Source organism: Mesorhizobium sp. M7A.F.Ca.CA.003.01.2.1 (assembly GCF_003998945.1).
GTDB lineage: Bacteria > Pseudomonadota > Alphaproteobacteria > Rhizobiales > Rhizobiaceae > Mesorhizobium > Mesorhizobium ciceri.
Map to the genome: position 1 here is coordinate 1 of NZ_RZRA01000948.1, position 2,118 is coordinate 2,118.

Consider the following 2,118-nt stretch of genomic DNA (forward strand, 5'->3'; position numbering starts at 1 on the left):
TTCCTGGCCAGGCCGGGAAAGCCGCCATAGACCAGACCCTCTATGACGAGGACGAGGCCCATGGCGGCAAGAAAATCCTGCACCGGCCGCTACTGGCCGGTGCTGGGCTGTGCCGCCGGCGACGGCACCCGCCGCGCCGGAGCGTTTGGCGCAGGCGAAGCCGGCTTTGCCGATCCCTCGCTGCCGTCGGGATTGCGGAAGAAGCGGAAGAACTCCGAGTTCGGCGACAGCACCATCGTCGTTCCGGTGTTGTCCAGCGCCGTGCCATAGGCATTCATCGACCGGTAGAAGTCGAAGAAAGCCGGATCGCGCTGATAGGCTCCCGCGAAGGTGGCGCTGCGCTGGGCCTCGCCCTCGCCGCGCAGGATTTCCGACTCTTTTTGGGCTTCGGCGACGATCTCGACCACTTCGCGATCGGCGCGGGCGGTGATGCGCTGTGCCGCCTCATTGCCGCGCGCCCTCAGCCGGGCAGCTTCCGCAAGGCGTTCCGCCTTCATGCGGTCGAAGGTCTGCTGCGAGACCTCGGCCGTGAGATCGGTGCGGCGAATGCGGACATCCTCGATCTGCAGGCCGAGCGATGTGGCATCGGGCCTGAGCTGGTCGCGGACCTCGCGCATCATCACGCCGCGCTCTTCGGAGAGTGCTGCCTCGAAATCACGCAGACCATAGACACGGCGCAAGGCAGCGTCGAGACGCGTCCTGAGCCGGGCCTCGGCCAGTTCGATCTGACCGGACACCGCGGCGCGGAAGACCCGCGGATCCGAGATGCGATAGGCGATGAAGGCATCGACCTCATAGAACTTGCCGCCCGAGACCTGGACGCGAATGTTGTCGAGATCGAAGCGCAGCACCCGGTTCTCGATCAGCTGCACGGTGTCGGCGTCGAAGAACGAGAACGGCGCCTTGAAGTAGATGCCGGGTTCGCTCTTGACGTCGACGATCTCACCGAACCTGAGCACCAGCGCCTGCTGGCGCGCATTGACCACGAAGACCGACGAATAGAGCAGGAACAGGATAACCGCTGCTGCGACGACGATGATGGGAAGACGGTTGGCCATCACTGGTTACCTCCCGTAACGGGGGCGGCCGGTGCCGGCGCTTTCGGCTGCAATGCCGGCAGCGGCAGATAGGGAACGACCCCTTGCCCGTTGCCCTGCTCGACGATGACCTTGCTCGAATCCTTCAGAACCTTCTCCATGGTTTCCAGGTAGAGGCGCTTGCGCGTTACATCGGGCGCCTTGGCATATTCGTCATAGACCGAGATGAAGCGCTGCGCCTCACCCTCGGCTTCCTGCACGACCCGGTTCTTGTAGGCGGCCGCGTCTTCGCGGATCTGTGCGGCCTCGCCGCGCGCCTGCCCGAGCTTCTGATTGGAGTACTGGTTGGCCTGCTCGACGAACTTGTCCTCGTCCTGCTCGGCGCGCTGCACCTCGTCGAACGCATCGGCCACTTCGCGTGGCGGTGCCGCATCCTCGATCGAGACGGCGTTGACGTTGAGACCGGCCTTGTAGCCGTCCAGCGTCGTCTGGATGATCTCACGCACCGAGGCGGCAATGCCCTGGCGGTCGTCGCGGAAGATGTCCTGCGCCGGCCGGCGGCCGACGGCTTCACGCATGGCGCTTTCGGCAACCTGCCGCAGCATGCCGTCGGGATCGGACACATCGAACAGATACGCGCGCGGGTCGGAGACCTGATAGGCCACGGAGAACTGGACGTTGACGATGTTCTGGTCGCCGGTAAGCATCAGCCCGGACGTATTGCCACTTGTCGCGCCGCCACCGCCGATATCGACGAGCTGCTCGGAAATCTTGGCCGTCTCGACGGTTTCGAGCGGCCACCAATGGAAATGCAGGCCAGGCTGCGACAGTTCGGTCTTCGGCTTGCCGAAGCGCAGTTCGACCGCGACCTCATCGGGCTGCACGGTGTAAACCGCCTTGAACGCCCACAGCACCACAAGTGCAGCCGCGATCAGCGCGAAGATAGCCGGGCTCGCGCCGCCGCCGCCCGGAAGAGCGCGCCGCAGCCGGTCCTGGCCGCGGCGGATGATGTCTTCTAGATCGGGAGGCGAGCCCTGCGGCCCGCTCGGTCCTTTTGGACCCTGCCCCCAGGGTCCCTGAT

The 2,118-nt window shown here is 65.3% G+C and carries 3 protein-coding genes; all 3 read right to left on the reverse strand.

The window, feature by feature from the left end; translation table 11 throughout:
* A partial coding sequence (locus EN969_RS28070) for a DUF2065 family protein (protein ID WP_127419584.1) occupies positions 1–83 on the reverse strand: 83 nt, incomplete at its 3' end.
* A 6-nt stretch (positions 84–89) separates the two neighbouring features.
* The gene (locus EN969_RS28075; protein ID WP_127419583.1) at positions 90–1,058 is read right to left on the reverse strand and encodes a protease modulator HflC; all 969 of its coding nucleotides are present in this window, start codon (positions 1,056–1,058) and stop codon (positions 90–92) included.
* Positions 1,058–2,118: FtsH protease activity modulator HflK (gene hflK / locus EN969_RS28080; protein WP_127312580.1), on the reverse strand; the 1,061-nt coding region annotated here is incomplete at its 5' end. The genes EN969_RS28075 and hflK, both read right to left, overlap by 1 nt.

Coding starts and splice junctions, on each gene's coding strand:
- EN969_RS28075 (WP_127419583.1), bottom strand. CDS start 1,058: ATGGCCAACCGTCTTCCCATCATCGTCGTCGCAGCAGCGGTTATCCTG.